At 67.6% G+C, this 23,853-nt stretch carries 22 protein-coding genes and 2 tRNA genes; 16 read left to right on the forward strand and 8 right to left on the reverse strand.

The features are described from left to right. Positions 1-46: 46 nt before the first annotated feature. On the forward strand, positions 47-706 hold the full coding sequence (locus AC1DBL_RS05040; RefSeq protein WP_476916835.1) for a DUF8185 domain-containing protein: 660 nt from the start codon (positions 47-49) through the stop codon (positions 704-706). A gap of 43 nt (positions 707-749) precedes the next feature. On the opposite strand, the gene AC1DBL_RS05045 is transcribed toward AC1DBL_RS05040, so the two are convergent. The 4 genes from AC1DBL_RS05045 to AC1DBL_RS05060 form a co-directional block, all read right to left on the reverse strand. Beyond that, positions 750-1,379: a CG0192-related protein gene (locus AC1DBL_RS05045; RefSeq protein WP_476925595.1), complete on the reverse strand. Its 630-nt coding sequence runs from the start codon at positions 1,377-1,379 to the stop codon at positions 750-752. Positions 1,380-1,415: 36 nt separating this feature from the next. After that, positions 1,416-1,859: a GNAT family N-acetyltransferase gene (locus tag AC1DBL_RS05050; protein ID WP_476925596.1), complete on the reverse strand. Its 444-nt coding sequence runs from the start codon at positions 1,857-1,859 to the stop codon at positions 1,416-1,418. Positions 1,860-1,995: 136 nt separating this feature from the next. Continuing rightward, positions 1,996-2,454 (reverse strand): globin, encoded by a 459-nt coding sequence (locus AC1DBL_RS05055; RefSeq protein ID WP_441417552.1) that lies wholly within the window; start codon positions 2,452-2,454, stop codon positions 1,996-1,998. A gap of 1 nt (position 2,455) precedes the next feature. After that, positions 2,456-3,115 carry a mechanosensitive ion channel family protein gene (locus AC1DBL_RS05060; RefSeq protein ID WP_441417553.1) on the reverse strand — a complete coding sequence of 220 codons (660 nt, stop codon included), beginning with the start codon at positions 3,113-3,115 and terminating at the stop codon, positions 2,456-2,458. Between the two features lie 88 nt (positions 3,116-3,203). Here AC1DBL_RS05060 and AC1DBL_RS05065 point away from each other — a divergent pair, with 88 nt between their 5' ends. Further along, a complete protein-coding gene (locus tag AC1DBL_RS05065) occupies positions 3,204-4,211 on the forward strand; it encodes an NAD-dependent epimerase/dehydratase family protein (RefSeq protein WP_476925597.1) in 1,008 nt (335 codons plus the stop codon). Here the strand turns inward: AC1DBL_RS05065 and AC1DBL_RS05070 are convergent. Next, entirely contained in the window at positions 4,199-4,726 is a 528-nt protein-coding gene (locus AC1DBL_RS05070) for an OsmC family protein (protein ID WP_476925598.1), read from the reverse strand. The genes AC1DBL_RS05065 and AC1DBL_RS05070 overlap by 13 nt on opposite strands. Before the next feature lie 105 nt (positions 4,727-4,831). Beyond that, entirely contained in the window at positions 4,832-7,384 is a 2,553-nt protein-coding gene (pepN, locus tag AC1DBL_RS05075) for an aminopeptidase N (protein ID WP_476925599.1), read from the reverse strand. A gap of 145 nt (positions 7,385-7,529) precedes the next feature. Between pepN and AC1DBL_RS05080 the strand changes: the two genes are divergently transcribed. From AC1DBL_RS05080 to AC1DBL_RS05090, 3 genes are all read left to right on the forward strand, one after another. Continuing rightward, positions 7,530-8,531 carry a hypothetical protein gene (locus AC1DBL_RS05080; protein ID WP_476925600.1) on the forward strand — a complete coding sequence of 334 codons (1,002 nt, stop codon included), beginning with the start codon at positions 7,530-7,532 and terminating at the stop codon, positions 8,529-8,531. A gap of 72 nt (positions 8,532-8,603) precedes the next feature. Then, positions 8,604-9,098, forward strand: a complete 495-nt coding sequence (locus AC1DBL_RS05085; protein WP_476925601.1) for a ribose-5-phosphate isomerase — start codon at positions 8,604-8,606, stop codon at positions 9,096-9,098. Further along, positions 9,098-10,012, forward strand: a complete 915-nt coding sequence (locus tag AC1DBL_RS05090; RefSeq protein WP_476925602.1) for an Fpg/Nei family DNA glycosylase — start codon at positions 9,098-9,100, stop codon at positions 10,010-10,012. Before AC1DBL_RS05085 ends, AC1DBL_RS05090 begins: the two co-directional genes overlap by 1 nt. Before the next feature lie 142 nt (positions 10,013-10,154). Here AC1DBL_RS05090 and AC1DBL_RS05095 read toward each other — a convergent pair. Then, a tRNA-Gly gene (locus tag AC1DBL_RS05095) sits at positions 10,155-10,228 on the reverse strand. 131 nt (positions 10,229-10,359) lie between these two features. Between AC1DBL_RS05095 and AC1DBL_RS05100 the strand changes: the two genes are divergently transcribed. From AC1DBL_RS05100 to AC1DBL_RS05135, 8 genes are all read left to right on the forward strand, one after another. Then, a tRNA-Pro gene (locus AC1DBL_RS05100) sits at positions 10,360-10,434 on the forward strand. Between the two features lie 68 nt (positions 10,435-10,502). Continuing rightward, positions 10,503-11,924, forward strand: a complete 1,422-nt coding sequence (gene tig / locus AC1DBL_RS05105; RefSeq protein WP_476916828.1) for a trigger factor — start codon at positions 10,503-10,505, stop codon at positions 11,922-11,924. 246 nt (positions 11,925-12,170) lie between these two features. After that, positions 12,171-12,782, forward strand: coding sequence for an ATP-dependent Clp protease proteolytic subunit (locus AC1DBL_RS05110; RefSeq protein WP_175321079.1), 612 nt, complete (start codon positions 12,171-12,173; stop codon positions 12,780-12,782). Between the two features lie 38 nt (positions 12,783-12,820). Then, on the forward strand, positions 12,821-13,480 hold the full coding sequence (locus AC1DBL_RS05115; protein WP_441417867.1) for an ATP-dependent Clp protease proteolytic subunit: 660 nt from the start codon (positions 12,821-12,823) through the stop codon (positions 13,478-13,480). A gap of 210 nt (positions 13,481-13,690) precedes the next feature. Beyond that, positions 13,691-14,971 (forward strand): ATP-dependent Clp protease ATP-binding subunit ClpX, encoded by a 1,281-nt coding sequence (gene clpX / locus AC1DBL_RS05120; protein WP_441417561.1) that lies wholly within the window; start codon positions 13,691-13,693, stop codon positions 14,969-14,971. A gap of 159 nt (positions 14,972-15,130) precedes the next feature. After that, positions 15,131-15,736 carry a mycothiol-dependent nitroreductase Rv2466c family protein gene (locus AC1DBL_RS05125; RefSeq protein WP_441417562.1) on the forward strand — a complete coding sequence of 202 codons (606 nt, stop codon included), beginning with the start codon at positions 15,131-15,133 and terminating at the stop codon, positions 15,734-15,736. Between the two features lie 336 nt (positions 15,737-16,072). Then, complete coding sequence (locus AC1DBL_RS05130) at positions 16,073-17,902, forward strand: glycoside hydrolase family 15 protein (RefSeq protein WP_476916827.1); 1,830 nt, start codon at positions 16,073-16,075, stop codon at positions 17,900-17,902. A 96-nt stretch (positions 17,903-17,998) separates the two neighbouring features. Next, positions 17,999-18,292 carry a putative quinol monooxygenase gene (locus tag AC1DBL_RS05135; protein WP_441417564.1) on the forward strand — a complete coding sequence of 98 codons (294 nt, stop codon included), beginning with the start codon at positions 17,999-18,001 and terminating at the stop codon, positions 18,290-18,292. A gap of 127 nt (positions 18,293-18,419) precedes the next feature. On the opposite strand, the gene valS is transcribed toward AC1DBL_RS05135, so the two are convergent. After that, positions 18,420-21,038 (reverse strand): valine--tRNA ligase, encoded by a 2,619-nt coding sequence (valS, locus tag AC1DBL_RS05140; RefSeq protein ID WP_476892379.1) that lies wholly within the window; start codon positions 21,036-21,038, stop codon positions 18,420-18,422. 83 nt (positions 21,039-21,121) lie between these two features. Between valS and AC1DBL_RS05145 the strand changes: the two genes are divergently transcribed. The 3 genes from AC1DBL_RS05145 to AC1DBL_RS05155 all read left to right on the forward strand — a co-directional run bounded on the left by AC1DBL_RS05145 (position 21,122) and on the right by AC1DBL_RS05155 (position 23,542). After that, positions 21,122-21,490, forward strand: a complete 369-nt coding sequence (locus tag AC1DBL_RS05145; protein WP_476925603.1) for a DUF488 domain-containing protein — start codon at positions 21,122-21,124, stop codon at positions 21,488-21,490. A 26-nt stretch (positions 21,491-21,516) separates the two neighbouring features. Beyond that, complete coding sequence (locus AC1DBL_RS05150) at positions 21,517-22,296, forward strand: SDR family oxidoreductase (RefSeq protein WP_441417567.1); 780 nt, start codon at positions 21,517-21,519, stop codon at positions 22,294-22,296. A gap of 166 nt (positions 22,297-22,462) precedes the next feature. Then, positions 22,463-23,542 (forward strand): glycerophosphodiester phosphodiesterase, encoded by a 1,080-nt coding sequence (locus AC1DBL_RS05155; RefSeq protein ID WP_476925604.1) that lies wholly within the window; start codon positions 22,463-22,465, stop codon positions 23,540-23,542. Positions 23,543-23,853: the final 311 nt, after the last annotated feature.

Below are 23,853 nucleotides of genomic sequence, written 5' to 3' on the forward strand. Positions count from 1 at the left end.
CACCCCGGCACGGCTCAAAAGAGGCACAGCCGGTAGAGTCAAGATTGTGTCTGACGTCCTAACCCAGCCCCTGCAGTTCACCGATCCCCGCGACCTCGCCGACCTGCGCACCTTCGCCACCCGCGCCCGGGCCATCGACGACGGCGCCATCCGGTTGAACGCTGCCGGGCCGGTCCTGGCCGCCTACGTCTGCGTGCTCCGGCCGCGGCTGCTGGGGGAGGCAACCCCCACCATCCTGGGGCTCCGGACCGTGGCGCTGGCAGCGCCGGCCGAGCTCGATGTGACCGTCCCGCTCTCTGCCGTGCTGGACCGTCTGGCCCGCGCGGGCGCCGACGACGTCGAACTCCCGGTGCCGCCGATGGCCGTCACCGAATCGTGGGCCGGCGTCGGCGCACCCCGCACCGGCTGGGAGCCGCTCGGCGCGCTGCCGGACACTGTCCTGCGGCAGGCCGCGGAGGCAGGCATCACCGAGATCGCAGCCATCATCCCGGACAAGCCCGGCGCCCTGATCGTGAACAACGCCCGGGCGACCGTCTGGGGCCGGGAGTTGCCCGACGCCGGCGGACTGCCCGCCGGGGCCGCGTTCGCCGCGCTGACCCTGGGCTTCCTGGCCGACGGCGAACAAAGCCTCTTCCGTTCGGGCCGCTGGTTCCGGCTCAGCAGCCCCCGCGGCCACGTCCTGGTCCGCGCCGGCTCGGGACTTTAGAGCCGCCAGGTCCAGAGGGGCGGCCGGCTGGCGGACTACCTGCTCAGTCCGCCGTGACGGACGCGAGTTTGACCGGGATCCGCTGTCCGGCCCAGGTAGCGGTGAGGGACTCAGGGCCAGCGGTCTGTTCCGCCAGTTGAAGCCGGCGGATGACCAGCAGCTCCAGCGCTCCGGTCCGGACCACTGTTTCCGCGTCCGTGCTGGAGGCTGTGCCGGGGCCGAGGGCCGGCGCCGCGGAACGTAGCGGCCCGGTGCTGCCAACGAGGACGGACTCCGGCATCGGCTCAAGCCTGCCATCGACGTCCAAAAAGTGCTGCGCCTGGGGCTCGGCCGTCAAAATGGCGGCAGCCAAGGCGTCCAGGTAGCAGGGATCGCCGACGGCGTCGTAAACCCACCGTTCGCCGAGGACCGAGTGCTGCATGGTGCCGATCAAGGACGCTTCGGCGCCTTGCAGAGGCGATCCCCGGTAGCTCAGCGGCACCTGGAACACGCTACCGTCAGCGGCGACGAGGATCGTCTCGATGCCAACTTCGCCTTCCGGGTCGTCGAACCGGAAGGCGCCCACCTTCCCCAGCGCCGCGGCGGTTCCCGTGAACCAGGGTTGGCGCGGCAGCCAGCCTTGGAGGAGTTCAAGTTTTGTGGGCTGCAGCTCAGCCTGATGAATGATCGCCATGATCGTCAGCCTAGCCGGACCGGGGTGCCGTCCCGGTCAGAACCGGAGGACGCTGAGTTCTTCGGCAGGCTGGAACCCCAGCCGGGCGTAGAAGTTCCGGGACGCAGGCGATGGCGAAAGCACCATCCGGGCCGCGTTGAGGCCCCGCGAGAACTCAACCGCCGCCTGGACCAACTGTGCTCCGATGCCGGCGTTCCGGAAATCCGGCAGCACGTAGACGTTGCCGAGGTAGACCCAGCAGGAGGGCGGTTTCCCCGGTTTGGGCATCCGCTCGAAGACCAGGAGGTTGAGCATCCCGACCAGTCGGCCGTCCACCTCGGCGACAAAGAACTTCCGCGGGTTGGCGTCCATCCAGTAGCCGTAGATCTCTTCGAAGCCGTGACCGTCCTGCGGTTCCGGCTCCTGTTCCGCGGCCCATGTGGCCCTGAGCGCTGCAAGGGCGGGGCGGTCCCCGGGCCATTCGTCGCGGATTATTGGCATGGGAAGTACCTTACTAATCCCCGCGACGGTCCTGGGACGGAATACTTGCCGCCCCATACCCGGCAGGGTATTCTGGACGCAGAAAGACCCCGGAGGCATTCCCCCAAGTGCCTCCGGGGTCTTTCCACGTCCGGTCCTAGGCCCCGGAAGGGCTGTTGACCATCGAGAGCGCGGCCCGCTCCATGTAGTCCCAGAGGGTCCCCTCGTAGAGCGGCGGCAGGTCCAGCGCATCGACGGCGGTGCGCATGTGGTGCAGCCAGGCATCCTTCGCCTCGGGCGTGACGCGGAACGGCTGGTGCCGCATCCGCAGCCGCGGGTGGCCGCGCTCCTCGCCGTACGTGGTGGGGCCGCCCCAGTACTGTTCCAGGAACATCAGGAACCGCCGCTTGGCCGGCCCGAGGTCCTCTTCCGGATACATCGGGCGCAGCAGCGGGTCGGTCGCGACGCCGTCGTAAAACACATCGATCAGCTTCACGAACGTGTCGTGGCCGCCCACGGCGTCATAGAAGTTGTCGGTGTAACCGGGCTGGCTGAACGGATCGTTCTGCATCAGCATCTTGGGCTGGCGGGGTTCGCCGGAAATGGGGATCGACATTTTATTCTCCGGCCTGTTGCTGGGTTGAGGAGCCGGCGTCGTCCGCCAGCCCGCTGTCGGGCGCCACGTAGCTGCCCTGCGAACGGTTGCCCACCCGCAGGATTTCGCCGTTGCGCAGGTACCAGACGGTGCCGTCCTCGGCCCTGACCCGGGTGATGCGCAGGCCCATGGACTCGACCGTTCCCACCACTTCGGACGTTTCGATGATGTCGCCGATACCGTACTGGTCCTCGATGGTGATGAAGATGCCGGCCAGGAAATCGCGGATCAGCTGCTGGGCGCCGAAACCGATCGCGACGCCGAGGATGCCGACACTGGTCAGCAATGGGGCGATGTTCACGTTGAGGTTCTGCAGGACGTACATCACCGTGATGACGACGACGAGCACGCTGACCACGCTGTTGAGCAGCGAACCGATCGTGTTGGCGCGCTGCTCGCGCCGCTGATGGTCCAGGGCACGAAGCGCGGGTGCCACCCAGCGGAAATGCGGTTTCTTGAAGAACGTGGTTCCGGCGGCAACCCGCTTCGTGATGCCCGCGATCACGAAGGACGCCACCAGCCAGGTGGCGACGCCAACGCCGATGCTGATCAGGACGCCCGGCAGGTTGACTGCCGAGATGTCCGGCGGCGTGAGGGGCTCGGCGGTGGTCAGGCTGTACATCAGCAGGGTTTACTCCTTAGGGGCGCCCGCGTTCGCCGGGCGCATAACACTCTGTTCAGCTTCCACATTAGCGCCGTAGCGTGGCCCCATGCGCATCCTGGTCCTCGGCGGCACCGCCTTCCTGTCAGCAGAAATCGCCCGGCAGGCCGTCGCCGCCGGGCACGACGTCATGTGCCTGGCCCGCGGGAGTCGGTCGGCCCCGCCGGAGGGCGCCAGCTGGCTGAAAGCGGACCGCTCGCTGGGCCCTGCCGCCTACGCCGGCGCCGCCGGCGCTGGGGACTGGGACGCCGTCATCGACGTCGCCCGGGACCCCCGCCAGGCGCGGGAGGCACTCGAAACCTTGGCCGGAACGGCCCGCCACTGGACCTTCGTTTCGAGCTGTTCGGTCTACGCGGACCCTTCCGTCCCGGGCACGGCCGAGGACGCCGCCGTGCTCGCCCCGCTGGCGGCGGGAATCGAGGCGACCATGGAGAGCTACGGCGAGGCAAAGTCGGCCATCGAACGCCTGACAACGGAACTAGCCGGGGACCGGGCGCACCTTTGCCGGGCCGGGCTGATCGGAGGGCCGGGGGATGGCTCGGACCGGTACGGCTACTGGCCCGCCCGTTTCGCCCGGGACGCGGGGCCGGTGCTGGCTCCGGACATTCCGGCGGATCCCACCCAGATCATCGATGTCCGGGACCTCGCCGCCTGGCTGCTGCTGGCGGCGGAGGCCGGCGTCACCGGGGCGCTGAACGCGGTCGGCGAACCGGTGCCGTTCGCCGAGTACCTCGAAGAGTCACGGCAGCTGTCGGGGGGAGCTGCGGAGGTGGTGGCCGCCCCGGCCGAATGGCTCGCCGAACGCGGGGTGAACTACTGGGCCGGTCCGGACTCGCTTCCGTTGTGGCTCCCGCCCGGCCACGAGGGCTTTGCGGCCCGCAGCAACGCGGCGGCCCGCGCCGCGGGACTGCAGTTGCGGCCGTGGACCCGGACGCTGCGGGACACGCTGGCGGACGAGCGCCGCCGCGGACTCCACCGGGAGCGCCAGGCGGGGCTCACCCCGGACGTCGAGGGCCGGCTGCTACTCGAGTTCCAGACCGAGTTTCAGTCCGCCTGAGCATCTGCGGCCGGATCCGCCGGATCCGGTGCACCGGGAACCGGTTCCACGGCGGCTGAGGCCTCGTGCCGGACCGGGAAGTTGACGCTCCGGGCGATGAAGCACACCGAGTTCGCTCCGCGGTGCAGTTCCTCGAAAAGTTCCCCGGCCACCGGGGCCGCCGTCGTGACCCGGGGTTTGAGCGTGACCGATTCGAACTGGCCGCTGCCGTCGCGGTTGGTCCGCATCACGCCCTCGGCACGGTCCTCATAGCCGGTCACCACCACGCCGTGCTTCACGGCGACGTGCAAAAAGGACAGCATGTGGCACTGCGAGAGCGCCGCCAGCAGCAGCTGCTCCGGGTTGTACCGCTCCCGGTCGCCGTGGAACGTGGGGTCCGCAGAGCCCTTCAGGACCGGCAGCCCGGGGATCTCGACGTCGTGGTCGCGCGAGTAGCCCCGGTAGGAGGACGTCCCGCTGCCCAGGTTCCCGGTCCAGCGAACCGTCAGGGCGTAGTGGTGCTCGTCGAGGTTCATGCGGCCAGTCTAACGGCGCAGGAACGGCAGGACCCCGGCGCCGCCGAGAGCGGTGCCGGGGTCCTGAACTGCTGGTCCTGAAGTGCGGGCTAGTTTCCGCCGGGCCTAGACGTCCGCGGCACGGGCGCGCAGGGCGCGGGCGACGCCGTCACGGTTTTCCAACATCATCCGTCGCAGCGCCGCGCTGTCTTCCGGCAGCGAGGCCAGGAACTCATCCGTGCGGTCCACCGTGGCCTGCGTGGTCAGCTGCGCCGGGTAGAGCCCGACGACGATCTGCTGGGCCAGGGCGTGGGTGCGGTCCTTGACGATGCCCGGCACGGCCTCGAAGTACTTTTCGGCGTAGGGCTCCAGCAGCGCGGTGTCCAGTACGCGGGTGAAGCCGGCAACCGCCGAACCCTGCAGCGCGTTGGACAGCTCGCCCTTGACCACGATCGATTCCCAGGCCGCGGCCTTGGCCTCGGCGGTGGGGATGGCTGCCTTGGCAAGGGCCGCCGCGTTTTGTCCGGTGGCGGTGTTGTCGTGCTCCAGTTCGGCGTCGATCTTCTCCTGCCCGGCCCGGCCGCCTGCCACGAGGGACGCGATCAGCTCCCAGCGCAGGTCCTGGTCCACGGTGAGGCCGGCCAGCTCCAGCGAGCCGTCCAGCAGGCCGGCGACGGTGTCCAGCTGCCCGGCGCTACGGGCCAGCAGGGCGTAGGACTTCACGAACTGCAGCTGCGCGTCGGACCCGGCCGGGACGCGGGAGGCGAGCTCCCAGAGCCGGTCGGCCGCGGCCGTCGCGGTGGCGTCCTTGTGCTCTGCGGCCACGTAGAAGTTCAGCGTGGTGGCGAGCTGCCGGAGCTGGACCAGGATCACGGAGGAATCGGACTCCTCAGCGATGTTGGCCAGGATCAGTTCCACGTAGCCGCGGGCCGGGGTTTCGCCGTCGCGCGCCGCGTCCCAGGCCGAACCCCAGACCAGCGTCCGGGGGAGGCTCTGGCCGAAGTCCTTCAGGTGCGCCGTGGCGGTGGCGAGGGACTTCGGGTCCAGCCGGACCTTGGCGTAGGCGAGGTCGTCGTCGTTGAGCAGGATGAGGTCCGGCTGCGCCAGGCCCGCCAGGGCGGGAACCTCGGTGCGCTCGCCGTCGACGTCGAGCTCCTCGCGGTGCACGCGCTCCAGCTTCCCGGCGCCGTCCAGGTTGTAGAAGCCGACGGCGAGCCGGTGCGGGCGGATGGTCGGCTGCGCCTCGGTGGCGGACTGCAGGATGGCGAACGAGGAAATGCTCCCGTCCTCGCCGACGGACAGCTCCGGCTTGAGCGTGTTGACGCCGGCGGTCTCCAGCCAGAGCCGTCCCCAGTGGTCCAGGTCGCGGCCGCTGGCCTTTTCCAGCTCGACCATCAGGTCGCTGAGCTCGGTGTTCTGCCAGGAGTGCTTGCGGAAGTACTCGCGGACGCCGGCCATGAACTCTTCCGGGCCCACCCAGGCCACCAGCTGCCGCAGCACCGAGGCACCCTTGGCGTAGGTGATGCCGTCGAAGTTCACCTCCACGTCCTGCAGGTCGTTGATCTCGGCGAAGATCGGGTGCGTGGTGGGCAGCTGGTCCTGGCGGTAGGCCCAGGACTTTTCCACCGAGGCGAAGGTGGTCCAGGCGTGGTCGAATTTCGTGTTCTCGACGGCGGCGAGGTGGGACATGTACTCGGCGAAGGACTCGTTGAGCCAGAGGTCGTTCCACCAGCGCATGGTCACGAGGTCGCCGAACCACATGTGGGCCAGCTCGTGCAGCACGGTGATGGCGCGGCGTTCCACCTGGGCGTCGGTGACCTTGCTGCGGAAGACGTAGCCCTCCAGGATGGTCACGGCCCCGGCGTTCTCCATGGCCCCGGCGTTGAACTCCGGGACGAAGAGCTGGTCGTACTTCTCGAACGGGTAGGGGCAGCCGAACTGTGCCTCGAAGAACTCGAAGCCCTGGCGGGTGAGGTCGAAGATGTTGTCCGCGTCGAGGTACTGCATGAGGGACTTGCGGGCGAAGACGCCCAGCGGGGTGACTTTCCCGTCCGCTGACTTCACTTCGCTGCGGACCGACTGGTACGGACCGGCAATCAGGGCGGTGACGTAGGAGGAGAGCCGCGGGGTGGGGGCGAACTCCCAGACCGAGCGCGCGCCGCCGTCCTCGCCGGGGATGGTTTCCACCGGCACCGGGGTGGGGGAGTTGGAGACGACGTCCCAGTGGGAGGGCGCGGTGACCGTGAAGGTGAAGCTGGCCTTGAGGTCGGGCTGCTCGAAGACAGCGAACATGCGCCGGGAATCCGGAACCTCGAACTGGGTGTACAGGTAGACCTCGTTGTCCACCGGGTCCACGAAGCGGTGCAGTCCCTCGCCCGTGTTCATGTAGGGCGCGTCCGCGACCACCAGGAGCTCGTTCTCGGCGGCCAGGTCCGGCAGCTGGATCCGGATCCCGTCCGAGACTTCCGCAGGATCCAGCTCGCGGCCGTTGAGCGTGACGTTGTGCACCGTGTGGGTCACGGCGTCGATGAAGGTCGAGGACCCCGGCTTGGCCGTGAACTTCACGGCGGTGGTGGAGCCGAAGACCTTTTCGCCCCGGGTCAGGTCAAGGCTGACGTCGTATGAGTCGACGGCGATCAGTTCTGCGCGCTCGCGGGCTTCGGCGCGCGTGAGGTTCATACCGGGCAAGAGGTGCCTCCAGAAGTGGTGGGAACGGTGGAAACGATACTGTGAAATTATTCTTTCACGTTGCGGTGCGTTGGCAAGTTGTCCACGTCACAACGCGTCCCCTCCGACCGGCCCCGGCAGGGGTAGCGTTGGCTTTATGCGAAAGATCCGGGATTCCGTTGACGCCAGGGCCCTGCGTTTCGCCGTGGGTTTCCCGCTCATGCTGGCCGCCGCCTTCGTGGTGTGCGCGCTGCTGATCCGCGCGGACCTGCCCGAGCCGCTGGCCGTCCGCTGGACCGACGCCGGCGCCGCCGATTTTGCGCCCTTTGGAGCCGTGGTGGGGGTTGGTGCGGCCATGATCGTCCTGGTCGGCTGGGCCGTCCTGCTGCAGGCGGCGCCGCTGTCCCGGCCGGCCCTGATGCGCCGGTTCATGATGGGCGCCGGGTTGGCGGTAAGCCTCTTCGTCACCACCGTCCTCGCCGCCGTGCTGGTGGGCCAGCTGGGGCTGGCCGATGCGCGGGAGTCCCGCGTGGACGTGGCGGTCCTGGCCATGGGCAGCGGTGCGGCCCTGGGCCTCGGCGTCGTGATGGGCTTTGTCTTCAAGGCGGACGAGCGGTGGTCCACCGAGGACGAACGGGCCGCGCAGGCCGCGCTGGAACGGGAGCTGGACCCCGAACTGGCCGGCGATTCCGTCAGCCTCTGGGTCCACGCCCGCAGCTCGGTGTTCGTGATGCTCGGGATTGCCACGCTGTTCCCGGCGGCCCTGCTCACCGTTGCCGTGCCGTGGCTGGCCGCGTTGCTCGTGGCGGTCGCACTGCTGGCGGCCGTGTTCCTGTTCGCCCGCATTCGCGTAGACCGGAGCGGCTTGCGGGTGTTCGCGGCCGGGTTCGTCCGGGTCATGGATGTTCCCGCGGCGGCCATCGACTCGGCGACGCCGAAAGAGGTCAAGGCTGCCGACTATGGCGGCTGGGGCTACCGGAGCCACGGCGCCACGACGGCGATGCTGGTCAGCAGCGGCCCCGCCGTCGTCGTCGACCGCTCCGACGGCCGCCGGCTGGCAGTGAGCGGCGGCAGCGCGACGACGGCGGACAACGTCGCGCAGGTGCTCTCCCGCGTGGCGGCCCGTGCGCGCCGCAACGGCGGGGCGCCGGCGGCATAGCCCTAGTAGGCTTGGACGAGCCCTGATCAGCAGCGCCGAGAGTCCACCGGCGCCCCACAGAACGGATACGCCGTGACCACTGCCCCGGATTTCCCGCGCGTTCACATCGCCACCGACCACGCCGGCATGGAGCTCAGTGCCCATCTGGTGGCCTACCTCCGCGCGAAGGGCTACGACGTGGTGGACCATGGGCCGAAGGTCTACGACGCTCTGGATGACTACCCCTCGTTCTGCATCAACGCCGCCCGCGCCATCGTGGCCGACCAGGAAGCCGGCACCCCCGCGCTGGGCATCGTCCTGGGTGGTTCCGGCAACGGCGAGCAGATCGCGGCCAACAAGGTCAAGGGGGTCCGGGCCGCCCTGGCCTGGAACCTCTCCACCGCAAAGCTGGCCCGTGAGCACAACGACGCCAACGTCGTGGCCGTGGGCGGCCGCCAGCACAGCGTCGACGAGGCCACCGAGATCATCGAGGCCTTCCTGACCGAGCCCTTCAGCAACGACGAGCGCCACGTCCGCCGGATCGGCAAGATCGCCACCTACGAAACCACCGGCGAGGTCGTCGAGTAGTGCCGGAAGGGCATTCGGTCCACCGGCTGGCGCGGCAGTTCGCGGACGTTTTCGCGGGGGAGCGGCTCGCCGTGTCCAGCCCGCAAGGACGGTTCGTGCAGGGCGCAGCGCTGCTGGACGGCCACGTCCTCACCGGGTCCGTGGCGCACGGGAAGCACCTGTTCCTCGGCTTCGACCACGGACTGGTTCTGCACGTCCATTTGGGGCTGTACGGCGCGTGGGACTTCGGCGGCGACGCGGACTTCCGCGGGGCCTCCAGCATTGGCGCGCCCCGGAAAATAGGGGAGCGGGAGGTCTACAGTGACGGCGGCGCGGATCCCGTATACGCGGGCCCGCCGGCTCCGGTGGGCGCGGTCCGGGTCCGGCTGGCCAGCGCGCACGGCTGGGCGGACCTGCGCGGGGCAACCACCTGCGAGACGCTGACCGAAACCGAGGCTGACGCCGTCACGGCCCGGCTGGGCCCGGATCCGCTGCGGAACCTTCCGGGGGACCGGGAGGATTTCATCGCCGCTCTGGCGAAAAAGCGCACCCCGCTGGCCACGCTGCTGATGGACCAGAAGGTGATTGCCGGCGTCGGCAACGTCTACCGGGCCGAGCTGCTGTTCCGGCAGCGGCTGGACCCCTGGCTGCCCGGGAGTGCCCTGCCGGCAGAATCCGCAGGGCTGCTCTGGGACGACACCGTCGCGATGATGTCCGACGGCGTCCGCGACGGCCGGATCATCACCACCCCGGCAAGCTACTGGACAGGACAAAGCGATGGAGCGGGGCAGAGTGACAGGCTGCCCGACCCCGAGGAATCGCACTTTGTCTACCGCCGGCAGGGCCAGGACTGCCGAGACTGCGGCACAGCCGTGGCTCTGACGGAACACGCCGCCCGGAAGCTCTACTGGTGCCCGGCCTGCCAGCGGGCCTGAACCGGCCGACGCACCGCGTGCTCGTGTCGGTTGCTCCATAAGTGCCCTTTTGACCCGCGAGAAGGGCACTTGCGGAGCAGTCGATGACGGGGGTGGGCACGAAAAAAGCCCCTCCGGGGAGGGGCTCGAGCTTCGTCATATTTGGAGGGGACGACGGGAATCGAACCCGCGTAATCAGTTTGGAAGACTGAGGCTTTACCATTAAGCTACGTCCCCGGGAATTTGCTGGAACTTCAGCAAAACTTCCGGGCGGCTGTTGAAGCCGGATACAACTAAACCCAATTCAGGCCCCCAGTGTCAAATGTGCAAATCAGCACAGTATGACCGTAGACTGTTCTGTGCACTTACGGGGTGTAGCTCAGCTTGGCTAGAGCGCCTGCTTTGGGAGCAGGAAGTCGCAGGTTCAAATCCTGTCACCCCGACTCTGCAGCAACTGCCAGATATGTGGCGTTGCAGAACCCCATCCCCCAAAACCAGGAGTACTTAGACTGTGAAGAGCGCTGTCGAGAACCTCACCCCTACGCGGGTCAAGCTCAATGTTGAGGTCCCCTTTGAGGAATTGAAGCCCAGCATCGCAGAGGCATACAAGACTGTTGCTTCGCAGATCCAGGTTCCCGGGTTCCGCAAGGGCAAAGTCCCCTCCAAGCTCATTGACCAGCGCGTTGGCCGCGGCTACGTCCTGGAAACGGCCATCAACGAAGGCCTCAACGGCTGGTACCAGGCTGCCGTGCAGGAAACCGGCATCCGCCCGCTGAGCCGTCCCGAGGTCGAAATCACCGAGGTGCCGGATCCGTCCGCCACCGACGGCGAACTGAAGTTCCACGCCGAGGTCGACGTGCGCCCCGAAATCGAACTCCCGGACTACTCCGGCATCAAGGTCGAGGTCGCGGCTGCCGAGTCGTCCGACGCCGACGTAGACAAGGCCCTCGACGAGCTGCGCGGCCGCTTCGGCACGCTCAAGTCCGTTGACCGCCCCGCAACCGACGGTGACTTCCTCACGATCGACATCACCGCCTCGATCGACGGCGCCGAGGTCGACTCTGCGTCAGGCCTGTCCTACCAGGTCGGCGCCGGTACCATGCTCGAAGGCCTCGACGAAGCCGTCACCGGCCTGAGCGCCGACGAAGACGCCATCTTCGACACCACCCTCGTGGGCGGCGACCACGCCGGCGAGGCCGCGCAGGTCAAGGTTGTCGTCAAGGCCGTCAAGGAGCGCGAGCTTCCCGAGGCCAACGACGACTTCGCCCAGCTGGCGTCCGAGTTCGACACTCTGGCGGAGCTCCGCGAGGACCTCGCCAAGCAGGCCGCCGACTCCAAGACGGTCGAGCAGGGCGTAGAGGCCCGCGACAAGGTCCTGGACAAGCTCGTCGAGCTCGTAGAGGTGCCGGTTCCGGAATCCGTCGTCGAAGAGCAGCTTGAGCAGCACTTCAGCGCCGAGAACTCCCACGGCGAAGGCGAGCACGACACCGAGGAACACCGCGCCGAGGTCAAGGCCAACACGGAGCGTGCCTTCCAGAACGAGATCATCCTTGACGCAATCGCCGAAAAGGAAGAAGTCAACGTCACTCAGAACGAGCTGATCGACTACATCGTCACCACCGCCGGCCAGTACGGCATGGATCCGAACCAGTTCGCGCAGATCATCGATCAGAGCGGCCAGGTTCCCATGATGGTTTCCGAGGTGCGCCGCCGCAAGGCACTCGCCGTGGTCCTGGGCCAGGCCGAGGTCACCGACTCCGAGGGCAACAAGGTAGACCTGAGCGACTTCGTCCGCCCCGGCGGCGAAGAGGCCTCCTTCGAAGCCGACGCCACCGACGAGGCAGCCGCAGCCGAAGCACCCGCCGAGTCCACCGAGGACGCGGCAGCTGCCGAAGCGCCCAAGAACGACGACCCCGCGGCCGTGAAGTTCTAGCACCCACGGTTCCCGCAGTTCCTGCCCGCACCCCCGGATCACTGATCCGGGGGTGCGGCTTTTTAAGCCTGCAATGAACCCTTCCGGGCAATCGTGCGCCGTCAGCGAACAGCCCTGCGCCTGAGCACAAAGCAGCCGCGAAAACCGTTAGTGTCCATGTAGGAAAGTTCAGTGATGCCGTCCAGTGGCGTCACCGTCGCCAGCGAGAGGTAAGTACACATGTCACAGCAAGCAGGGGCACCCCGGATGGCTACCGTCGATCCGGCAGCCCAGGATAACTACATTTACAACCGCCTGCTGAAAGAGCGCATTATCTGGCTCGGCTCCGAGGTCCGCGACGAGAACGCCAACGCGATCTGCTCGCAGCTGCTGCTGCTCTCGGCCGAAAACCCCGAGAAGGACATCTACCTGTACATCAACTCGCCCGGCGGCTCCGTCACCGCCGGAATGGCCATCTACGACACGATGCAGTTCATCCCGAACGACGTCGTCACCGTCGCCACCGGCCTGGCCGCCTCGATGGGCCAGTTCCTGCTCTCCTCCGGCACCAAGGGCAAGCGCTACGCCACTCCGAACGCCCGCATCCTGATGCACCAGCCCTCCGGCGGCATCGGCGGCACCGCCTCGGACATCAAGATCCAGGCCGAGCTGATCCTGCACATGAAGAAGGTCATGGCCGAACTGACCGCCGAGCAGACCGGACAGACCGTGGAGACCATCCTCAAGGACAACGACCGCGACAAGTGGTTCACGGCGCCCGAAGCCCTCGAATACGGCTTCTTCGACAAGATCGCGGCGCACGCCGGGTCCGTGGCAGGCGGCGGCGGAACCAACGCCGACGCCGGCACCGAAAACTAACCGGCACGCAGACAGAACCGACTTCAGGAGCAATGAACATGGACTACAACTTCGGATCGACTGCCGGTAACCTGCCGACCAGCCGCTACGTGCTGCCGCAGTTTGAAGAGCGGACCCCCTACGGCTTCAAGCGCCAGGACCCCTACACCAAGCTGTTCGAGGACCGCATCATCTTCCTGGGCGTCCAGGTCGACGACGCCTCCGCCGACGACGTGATGGCGCAGCTGCTGGTGCTCGAGTCCACCGACCCGGACCGCGACATCACGCTTTACATCAACTCCCCGGGCGGCTCCTTCACCGCCATGACGGCGATCTACGACACGATGCAGTACATCCGCCCGGAGATCCAGACGGTCTGCCTGGGCCAGGCCGCGAGTGCGGCCGCCGTGCTGCTCGCCGCGGGCACCCCGGGCAAGCGCCTGGCCCTGCCGAACGCACGCGTCCTGATCCACCAGCCGGCCCTCTCCGGCGGCCAGGGCGGACAGGCCTCCGACCTGGAGATCCAGGCCGCCGAGGTCATGCGGATGCGCTCCTGGCTGGAGGACACCCTGGCCAAGCACTCCGGCCGCACCTCGGAGCAGGTCAACAACGACATCGAACGCGACAAGATCCTCACGGCCGCCGAGGCCATGAGCTACGGCCTGATCGACCAGGTGCTTGACTCCCGCAAGATCAAGCCGCAGGCGATCACCAAGTAGCAACACGGCAGTTCAACCACGACGCCGGTGCAGCTCAAGCAGAAATGGGCCGCACCGGCGTCTCCTTTCCACCCATCAGGCCGAAAGTGACCTAGAGTGGAAGTTGTCACGGCCTCACGTCCCGCGAGGAACGTCCGTGATTCCAGTAACGGGTGCAGCGCTGCACAGGAGCACGACCCAGCCGGCAGCAAGATACTAAGGGGTTCACATATGGCTCGGATTGGCGAGAGCACCGATCTGCTGAAGTGTTCTTTCTGCGGAAAGAGCCAGAAGCAGGTCCGCAAGCTCATTGCCGGGCCCGGCGTCTACATCTGCGACGAGTGCATTGAACTCTGCAACGAGATCATTGAAGAAGAACTCGCCGAAGTAGCTGACCTGGGGAGCTTCGAGCTGCCCAAGCCCCGCGAGATCTTCGACTTCCTGCAGGAATACGTCATCGGCCAGGAGCCCGCCAAGCGGTCCCTCGCCGTCGCCGTGTACAACCACTACAAGCGGATCCAGGCCGGCCACGCACCCAAGAGCGGCACCCTTGCCGAGGGCGGCCACCACGACGACGTCGAGATCGCCAAGTCCAACATCCTGCTGATCGGACCTACCGGCTGCGGCAAGACCTACCTCGCACAGACCCTCGCCCGGCGCCTCAACGTCCCCTTCGCCGTGGCTGACGCCACCGCCCTGACCGAGGCCGGCTACGTCGGCGAGGACGTCGAGAACATCCTGCTCAAGCTGATCCAGGCCGCGGACTACGACGTCAAGAAGGCCGAACAGGGCATCATCTACATCGATGAGATCGACAAGATCTCGCGCAAGAGCGAGAACCCCTCCATCACCCGGGACGTCTCGGGCGAGGGGGTGCAGCAGGCGCTGCTGAAAATCCTCGAAGGCACGGTCGCCTCCGTCCCGCCGCAGGGCGGACGCAAGCACCCGCACCAGGAATTCATCCAGATCGACACCACCAACGTGCTCTTTATCGTGGCCGGCGCCTTCGCCGGCCTGGAGGAGATCATCGGGTCGCGCTCGGGCCGCAAGGGCATCGGCTTCGGCGCCCCGCTGAACGAGGTCAAGAACAACGCGGACTCCTACGGCGAAGTCATGCCCGAGGACCTGCTGAAGTTCGGCCTTATCCCCGAATTCATCGGCCGGCTCCCGGTCATCACCACGGTCTCGAACCTGGACCGGCCGGCGCTGATCCAGATCCTCTCCACGCCCAAGAACGCGCTGGTCAAGCAGTACCAGAAAATGTTCCAGCTCGACGGAGTCGAGCTGGTGTTCGAGGACGAGGCCCTGGACCTGATCGCTGACCAGGCCCTGGAACGCGGCACCGGTGCCCGCGGCCTCCGGGCCATCATGGAGGAAGTCCTGCTCCCGGTGATGTTCGACCTGCCGAGTCGCGACGACGTCGCCAGCGTGGTCATCACCGAGGACGTTGTGGCCAAGAAGGCCCCGCCCACCTTGATCGCCCACGACGTCAAACGCCGTAAGTCCGCCTGATCCGAACCGCGCAGCGCGCCGGGGAAGTTCCGGAATAAATCCGCCGGCAGCTTCGCTATGACTAGCTGATGCTCCGTGCCGTCCGCGGCCATTTCCGCCGGCCCGCCGCGGTTCCGCGTCCCCGTTGACTTCCAAAGGAGAACTCCTGTGCCTGAGACCATGACGAATAAAGCTGACTTCTGGTTTGACCCCATGTGCCCCTTCGCCTGGGTGACGTCGCGCTGGATCAGCGAAGTGGAAGATGTCCGCGACATCAAGACCGAATGGCACGTGATGAGCCTGGCCGTCCTGAACGAAGGCCGGGACGAGCTGCCGGCCGAGTACAAGGAATTCCTGGTCAAGGCCTGGGCCCCGGTGCGGGTGATCGTGGCCGCCGCCGAGAAGCATGGCGCCGAGTACATCAAGCCGCTTTATGACGCCATGGGCACCAAGATCCACAACGAGGGCAACAAGGACATCGCCGAGGTCATCGCCAAGTCGTTGGCCGAGGCAGGACTGCCGGCCGAGCTCGCGGCCGCCGGCCAGAGCGACGAGTTCGACGCCCAGCTGCGCGCCAGCCACGAAGGCGGCATCTCCCTGGTCGGCCAGGACGTCGGCACCCCGGTGGTGGCGTTCAACGGCACGGCGTTCTTCGGGCCCGTGCTCACCCGCATCCCGCGCGGCGAGGACGCCGGCAAGTTGTGGGACGCCACCGTCGCTCTCGCCTCCTTCCCGTACTTCTTCGAACTCAAGCGCAGCCGCACCGAGAGCCCCGTTTTCAGCTAGGCAGCCCCCGGCAGCGATCGCGAGGGCCCCGGAAGAACTACTCCCATGTAGTTCCGCCGGGGCCCTTGTGCATCCACAACCTCGGGAGAACAATAGAACTTACCCACTTCGAAAGAAGCGGGACGCAGGAACCAAAGATTCAGTGACACTCATCCGACGCAGCCTTCGGCAAAGTCAGATGATGGCTACCAGTGACGAGGTAGGAAGACCTGAAATTCCAAGGATCCCGCCAGATTACCTAAGACGTCACGTGGTGATCGAAAAGTCGAAGCCCCACCAACCGCAAAAAGCTGATGGGGCTTCCCCTTTGCCCAAAAATGGCCTCAGATTGGTGCCATGAGCACCGAGCCCATCGCGGACTACGCCCTGCTGTCCGACTGCTGGTCCGCCGCGCTGGTCAGCGCCGCAGGCTCCGTGGACTGGCTTTGTTTCCCCCGCTTCGACAGCCCCTCGGTCTTCGGCCGGCTGCTGGGCGAGGAGGCCGGCTTTTGGTCCATCCGGCCTGCCGGCGAGTACACAACCACCCGGCGGTACGTGGGCCCGTCCATGGTGCTGGAGTCGCTCCACACCACCGCCCGCGGGCGACTGACGGTGAGCGACGCCCTGGTCCTCGGCTCCGGCCGGCGCGGCCACGACCTCGGCCAGGCGTCCCCCGGAACGTTGCTGCGCCGGCTGGCCTGCACCGCGGGGACCGTGGAGGTTGAGGTCAGTTTCGCGCCGCGGCCCGGCTACGGCCTCATCCTTCCAATGCTTCACAACGTCGACGGCGGCGTCCTGGCCCGCGCCGACGCCGAGGAACTCGCCCTTTCCTCCCCGGTGCCGTTCGAGCTCGACGGCGGCACGGCGCGCGCCGTCCTGCGCCTCCGCGCCGGTGACGCTGTTGGCTTCGCCCTGCACCGCCAGCGCGGCCAGGACGAAGCGCCGTCGTTCTGGAGCCAGCAGGAGATGGCCGGCCGGCTTACGGACACCGTCGAGGGCTGGACAAGCTGGTCCGGAATCCACCAGAGCTACAGCGGTCCGTGGCAGGAGCTGGTGGCAGGCAGCGGCCGGGTCCTGCAGGCCCTGAGCTACTACCCGAGCGGTGCGATCGTGGCCGCACCGACCACCTCGCTGCCCGAGGTTGCCGGCGGCACGCGCAACTGGGACTACCGCTACACCTGGGTCCGGGACGCCAGCATGACGCTGCAGGCCCTGTGGGTGGCGGCCTGTCCGGACGAGGCGGGCAAGTTCTTCCAGTTCCTCGCCACGGCCGCCGCCCGCCAGCTCGCCGGCGGCGAAGAGCTGCAAATCATGTACGGGATCGGGGGAGAACGGGACCTGCCCGAACGGGTGCTGCACCACCTCCCCGGCTGGCGGTCCAGTGCACCGGTGCGCGTCGGCAACGGCGCCTGGAACCAGCGGCAGCTCGATGTCTATGGCGAACTGCTGGACGCCGCAGCCACCATGCCGGAATTCCTGGCGGAGCTGGCACCGGAAACCCTGCGCTTCCTCGCCGACGCGGCCGACGCCGCCATGGCCCGCTGGCAGAATCAGGACCAGGGGATCTGGGAGGTCCGCGGCGACCCCCGGCACTACCTGTATTCCAAGCTGATGTGCTGGGTGGCGGTGGACCGTGCGATTACCCTCGCCGGGATGCTGCAGGCGAGCGACCGGGTGCCCCGCTGGACGGACGCCCGGGAACAGATCGCCGCCTCCATCCGCGACAACGGCTGGAGCGAGGCCGCGGGCGCGTACACCCAGGCGTACGGGAGCGAGCAACTCGACGCCTCTGCCCTCATGCTGGCGATCGTCGGATTCCTGCCGGCCGGCGATCCCCGGTTCCTGGCCACCATCGAGGCCATCGAGCACCGGCTCACCGACACCCGCGGGCTGGTCTACCGGTACCACGGCGACGACGGGCTCCCGGGCGAGGAGGGAGCGTTTTTGCTGTGCACGTTTTGGCTCGCACACGCCCTTGCCCTGGCCGGGCTGACGGAACGGGCCAGGGCGGTCTTCGCGCGGGCCGCCGGATTCGCCACCGGCCTCGGACTGATGGCCGAGGAGGTGGCCCCGGACAGCAGTGAGCTGCTGGGCAACTTCCCGCAGGCGTTCAGCCACATCGGACTGGTCAACGCGGCCTGGGCCATCAGCGAGGCGGAACGGCGAGGCCGGGGTTCTGCCACCTAAGGGCGGCAGAGGACCGGCACGGCGTCGAGGGAACAAGTCCGGAAGCGCCGCTGTTGCCTCCAGTGAGCAAGCTGACCACGCGACCATTGGAGTGCCATGCCCATCACAGCCCACCTTGACCTGACCCTCAAAGCGGAATCCCTGCCCACGGCGCCGGCCGTGCTCCGCGACATTCTCGCCGACACCCGGGCGTTCGACGGCTGCCTTGGCGTCGATGTGCTGGTCGACAACGCGGATCCGGCGCACATCCTTGTCGTGGAACAGTGGGCGTCCCTGGAGCACGACTCCGCCTACCGCGCCTGGCGGGCGGGCGAGGGAGCCAGCGGGCTGGGAGACCTCCTGGCCGCCCCGCCGGTCCTGACGCACTTCGAGGCCACCACCGGGATCTGAGCCCGGAAGACCCAGAACGGAAGACCCAGAGCAGAAGACCCAGAACAGAAGACCCAGACAGAAGAGGGCCCTCCGCCCGGCGTGAGCCGGCCGGAGGGCCTTCTTCTTTGTTGTCGCTTTGCGTGGGTTACGCCTGGGCGGGCTCCTCGGCGGGGACCAGCACGACGTCGCTCACGGTCAGTTCGCCCTCGCCGGCCACCAGCGCCAGCTCACGCGCGTTGGCCGCGGCCTTGAGGTCGCCCAGTCCGGCCTTCAGCTGCGTGGTCAGGGACTCCGACGCCGTGATGGTCGCGGAGAGCACCTCGGTGCGCTGCTTGACCTTGGCCTCGGACTTGGCCTTGCGGATGCCGCCCAGCGCCGCGCCCACGGTGGCGAGCAGGGTGGTGTCGCCGTCGATGTCCACGGCGGCCGGCCACTGCGCGCGGTGCACCGAGCCGGTCCGCCACCAGCCCCAGACTTCCTCCGTGGCGAACGGCAGGAACGGCGCAAAAAGCCGCAGCAGGGTGTCCAGGCTCGTCGCCAGCGCGGCCAGCACGGACGCCTGCTGGGCCTCGCCGGCGGCACCGTAGGCGCGGTCCTTGATCAGCTCCACGTAGTCATCGGTGAAGTGCCAGAAGAAGCTTTCGGTGATCTGCAGCGCCCGGGCGTAGTCGTAGTTCTCGAACGCTTTGGTGGCCTGCTGGACCACGTCTGAGAGCTGGGCAAGCACGGCGCGGTCCAGGGGATTGGTGAGGACCGAGAGGTCGGAAGAGACCACCGAGTCCTCGGTGGCGCCGAGGTTCAGCACGAACTTGGACGCATTGAGGAGCTTGATCGCCAGACGACGGCCAATCTTCATCTGCGCGATCTCGTAGGCGGTGTCCGCGCCGAGCTTGGCCGAGGCCGCCCAGTAGCGGACGGCGTCCGAGCCGTATTCGTTGAGCACGTCGGTCGGGACGATCACGTTGCCCTTGGACTTGGACATCTTCTTGCGGTCCGGGTCCAGGATCCAGCCGGAGATCGCCGCGTGCTTCCACGGTGCGACGTCCTGCAGGGCATCGGCGCGGACGGCAGTGGAGAACAGCCAGGTCCGGATGATGTCGTGCGCCTGCGGGCGCACGTCGAACGGGAAGACCTTGGCGAAGAGTGCCTCATCGGTGCTCCAACCGCCCACGATCTGCGGGGTCAGCGACGAGGTGGCCCAGGTGTCCAGGACGTCCGCGTCGCCGGTGAAGCCGCCCGGCACATCGCGCTGGGCCTCCTCGTAGCCGGGGGCCGCATCCGCGGCGGGGTCCACCGGCAGCTGCCCGTCGGCGGGCAGGATGGGCGCGTCGTAGTCCGGGTTGCCGTCGGCGTCGAGCGGGTACCAGACCGGCACCGGCACGCCGAAGAACCGCTGGCGGGAGACCAGCCAGTCCCCGTTCAGACCGGTGATCCAGTTCTCGTAGCGGGACCTCATGAAGGACGGGTGGAATTCGATCTCGTTGCCGCGGCCGACCAGGCGTTCGCGCCGCTCCTCGTCACGGCCGCCGTTGCGGATGTACCACTGGCGGGAGGTGACGACCTCGAGGGGCTTGTCGCCCTTTTCGAAGAAGTTGACCGGGTGCATGATTTTCTTCGGTTCGCCGTCGAGCAGGTCCGCGGCGGCGAGCAGCTCCACCACGCCTTCCTTGGCGCTGAAGACCGTCTTGCCGGCGATCGCCTCGAACGCGGCCCGGCCTTCCGCGGACGTGATCCAGTCCGGGGTTTCGCCGATGATGCGTCCGTCGCGGCCGACGATCGCGCGGGTTGGCAGCTGCAGCTCGCGCCACCAGGTGACGTCAGTGAGGTCGCCGAAGGTGCAGACCATGGCGATGCCGGAACCCTTGTCCGCCTTCGCGAGCGGGTGGGCCTTGACCTCCACCTCGACGCCGAACAGGGGAGAGGTCACCGTCTTGCCGAAGAGCGGCTGGTACCGCTCGTCGTCGGGATTCGCCACCAGGGCGGCACACGCGGCGAGCAGCTCGGGGCGGGTGGTCTCGATGTAGATCTTCTCGCCCTCGGCGGTGAAGAACGGGTAGCGGTAGTACGCGCCGGCGACCTCGCGGTCCTCCAGCTCGGCCTGGGCCACTGCGGTGCGGAAGGTGACGTCCCACAGCGTGGGTGCCTCGGCCATGTAGGCATCCCCGGCGGTCAGGTTGGCCAGGAACGCCCGCTGCGAGATGGCGCGGGACTTGTCGTCGATGGTGCGGTAGGTCAGGTCCCAGTCGACCGACAGGCCGAGGGTCTGGAAGAGGTTCTCGAAGACCTTTTCGTCCTCGACGGCGAGTTCCTCGCAGAGTTCGATGAAGTTCCGGCGCGAGACGACGTCGAAGTCGCGCTGGTTCTTGGCGGGCTCCGCCGGCGGCCGGTACCCGGCGTCGTAGGGGATGGCCGGATCGCAGCGCACGCCGTAGTAGTTCTGCACCCGGCGCTCGGTGGGCAGGCCGTTGTCGTCCCAGCCCATCGGGTAGAAGACGTTCTTGCCGGTCATCCGCTGGTAGCGGGCCAGGACGTCGGTCTGGGTGTAGGAGAACATGTGCCCCACGTGCAGGGACCCCGACGCGGTGGGCGGGGGTGTGTCGATCGAGTAGACCTGCTCCCGGGTGGTCTCCCGGTCGAACTTGTAGGTCCCTTCGTCAAGCCAGCGCCGGGTGAGGGCGACTTCGAGCCCCTCGAGGGCGGGCTTGTCCGGAACGTTGATGGGGGCAGTGGTGGGCGTGTCTGTACCCTGAGTGTCTTCAGCCATGGGTCAATTCTTGCAGTTCTTTACACTTCGCTTCACCGCGCTTCGCTAGTTTCGCGAATCTAAGTGCAATAACCTGCACCACTATGGAGGAAAACACCGGAAGTTTCGCGATCAAGCGCATCTACGACGAGACCGCCGACGACGACGGTTGCCGGGTTTTGGTGGACAGGCTCTGGCCGCGCGGAGTCAGCAAAGAACGGGCGCGACTGGACTTGTGGCTCAAGGAAGTGGCGCCCTCGCCGCCGCTGCGCACCGAATTTGCGCACATGCAGGAACGCTTCGCGGACTTCCGCGCCGCCTACGAGGCGGAGCTCGAATCCAACCCCGCCGTTGGCACCCTGCGGGAACTGGCCGCCGAACACGGGAAGGTGACCCTGCTGTTCGGCGCCCGGGACCCGGAGACCAACCACGCCCGGGTGCTGCTGGAGTTCCTCGGGCGGGGCAGGAAATGAGCCGCCGATTCCCATAGGGTGGTGCCATGACTGAGGGAATCCACAACGCAGGAACTGCAACTACAGCAAAAGCCGCCGTCGTCACCGGCGCCAGCACCGGTATCGGGCAGGCCACCGTGCGCGCGCTCCGGCAGGAAGGCTGGACCGTCTTCGCCGTCGCCCGCCGTGCCGAACGGCTGGAGGCGCTCGCCGCCGAGACCGGCGCCGTCGCGGTCCCCGCCGATGTGACAGACGACGCCGACGTCGCGCGGCTGGTGGATGAGGTGACCCGCGCCGGCGGCATCGACACCCTGATCAACATCGCCGGCGGTGCCCGCGGCGCGGACAAGGTGGCCGAGGCCAAGACCGAGGACTGGGCGTGGATGTACGAGGTCAACGTGCTCGGCACCATGAAGCTCACCCGCGCGTTCCTGCCGATGCTGCGTGCCTGCGGCGAAGGCACCGTCCTGAACCTGACCTCGACGGCGGGGCTGTCCGCCTACGAGGGCGGCGGCGGCTACAACGCCGCGAAGTTCGCCCAGCACGCCCTCACCGGCGCCCTGCGCTTGGAAGAGGCCGAGCACAACCTGCGGGTGATCGAGGTGGCCCCCGGCATGGTGCAGACCGAGGAGTTCTCACTCAACCGGCTCGGTGACCAGGGCGCCGCGGAAAAGGTCTACGCCGGCGTCGAGAAGCCGCTGACGGCCGCCGACGTCGCCGACGTCGTCCGCTTTGCGGTCGCCGCGCCGCACCACGTCAACCTGGACCAGATCGTGATCCGCCCGGTGGCGCAGGCCTCCAACTTCAAGGTGATCCGCAAGGGCTAGCGGCAACCGCCGGGGCGCACCGGGCTCCGTCGTCGGGGCCCAGCGGGCCGCCCCCGGACGTTCACCCATGCGTTGCACGGTAGTCGGACAGGGGTGGCTGGGAGTTGGCTGGCGGAGGACACCGTGGGTGGGCAACTGCACACCACCAGAGTGGAGACTCCTTCCCATGCGCACCCCCACGAAGCCCGCTGGTTCGATTGTCAGCGCCGCCGCACTCGGCGCGGCCCTGCTCCTTGCCACTTCCGTCCAGGCCCATGCTGCCGACACCAACCCGAACGGCGGCGACAACCACTTCGACCTCCAGGCCCACCGCGGCGGCATCGGCCTGACCGTCGAGTCCACCCTGGCTTCCTTTGCCAAGGGCATCGAGACCGGCGTCTCCACCCTCGAGCTGGACCTCCAGATCACCAAGGACGGCCGTGAAGTCATCACCCATGACCGGAAGATCAGCGGCAAGAAATGCCTGGACACCGCGCCGGTCACGCCGAACGACCCTCAGTACCCGTACGTGGGCAAGTACATCAAGGACCTGACCTTCGCGCAGGTCCGCAGCCTGGACTGCGGCTCACTCACCCAGCCCGAGTTCCCCGGCCAGCAGGCCGCCCCGGGCGCCAAAATGCCGACCCTTGCCGAGGTGTTCGCCATGACGAACGCGCACCGGGCCAGCCAGGTGAAGTTCAATATCGAGACCAAGGTCGAAGCCGGTGCTCCCCAGGAAACCGCCCCGCGCGAGCAGTTCGTTGACGTGGCCCTGCGTGAGATCAGCAAGGCCCACATGCAGCACCGCGTCTCGATCGAGAGCTTCGACTGGGGTGCACTGCGGCTGGTGCAGCAGCGCGCGCCGCAGATCCCGACCGTGGCACTGACCAACAAGGACTTCCTGCAGGCAGGCCAGCCGGGGAAGTCCCCTTGGCTTGGCGGCATCGACGCTGACGACTTTGGCGGCGACCTGGTCGCTTCGGCCGCGTCGCTCGGCTTCAGTGCCATCTCGCCGGTGCACGGCACGCCGCAGAACGGCAAGGTCACCGACCCGGACTACGTCCCCTACGTCACCCCGGACATGGTCCGGCGCGCCCACGCGGCGGGCATGCAGGTCATTCCATGGACTGTCGACGACAAGCCCACCATGCGCGCCCTGATCGGCGCCGGCGTCGACGGCCTCATCACCGACTACCCGAACCTGTTGCGCGACGTCATGGCCGAGTCCGGCATGAAACTGCCCAAGCCCGCGCCGTCCGTCGGGTAGCCGCTGGGAGTTTCCGGTAACATCGACGTATCAGCTTTGACCCGGCCATCACCGGTGAGCTTCCGGAAGAACGCCCCGGCGCAGCAGCATTGTGCGCCGGGGCCGGTAGAACCGGACGGGTAAGCCCGTCACAGCAGTCAACGAGCGGCCGCCGCCGGTGCAGCGCTTTCCTTGGATTCTTAGGGAAAGGGCGGGACCGGTGCCGGTAAGTGAGGTGGTACCGCGGTGCCGGTGTTGTTCCGACAACACACGGGCCGTCCTCGCATCCTGAATGAATCCCGTTGTTCACCAGCTCAACCCAGGATGTCGAG

It is taken from the genome of Arthrobacter sp. 10T44 (genome assembly GCF_056393885.1).